We start from the raw sequence: 713 nt of genomic DNA, 5'->3' as shown, positions 1-713 counted from the left end.
CCCGGCATGGGCAAAGCTCAGCATGTGCCGGGGCGCGCCCGTCGCCTCCTCGAAAATACGGCGCATCGCCTCCCCGCCCGAAACCTCGTCCGCCGTGCCTGCCATCAGCAGCATCGGTACACGCAACCCGGCAAGGCCGCCCGCGTCCCAGAACCCCGCCATTCTGCCCCAGGGGCCGATGGGCAGGATCGCGGCAACCCGTGGATCGACAAGCGCCTCGTGGCTGTCGCTGCCCGCCCGGTGCCGGGCAAGGCTGCCGTCCGCCGGGGCGCGCTCGTGCCGGACGGCAGCCTCGCTCAGCCCCGCGCCGCCCAGCACCAGCGTGCCGTAGCCGCCCATGGAATAGCCGATCACGCCGACCCGGCCCGTATCCGCCCCCGCCAGCAGGGGCAGCGGCACACCCGCCACCCAGTCGATCAGATCGCGCTGATCCACGGGCCGATAGAGCAACGTTTCCGCAAAATCCTGCCGCCCCTCGTAGGTGGAGCCCGCGTGATCCGCCGCGACCACGACGAACCCCTGTGCGGCGAGGTGCTCGCCCAGATGCGACAGCAGGTAGCGGTTGCCCGGAAATCCGTGGGAAATGACGATCAGCGGCGCGTCCAACCCGGGCTGGGGCGGGGCGCCCCGGCAGGCGCGTCCTTCCAGCCGCAGGGGCGTCACCCCGTCCCGCAGCCATGTCTCGTAGATGGTGCCCTCTGCCGTTCCTGCGT

The 713-nt window shown here is 71.7% G+C and carries 1 protein-coding gene; it reads right to left on the bottom strand.

Translation table 11 applies throughout. The features are described 5' to 3' along the window. On the bottom strand, nucleotides 1-713 hold a 713-nt coding region (locus A3764_RS18590; RefSeq protein WP_150122288.1), incomplete at both ends, for an alpha/beta hydrolase family protein.

This window comes from Sulfitobacter sp. HI0129, from assembly GCF_001635395.1.
GTDB lineage: Bacteria > Pseudomonadota > Alphaproteobacteria > Rhodobacterales > Rhodobacteraceae > Sulfitobacter.
Note: the sequence above shows the minus strand (reverse complement) of the source record. Positions and strands in the feature narration are given on the sequence as shown.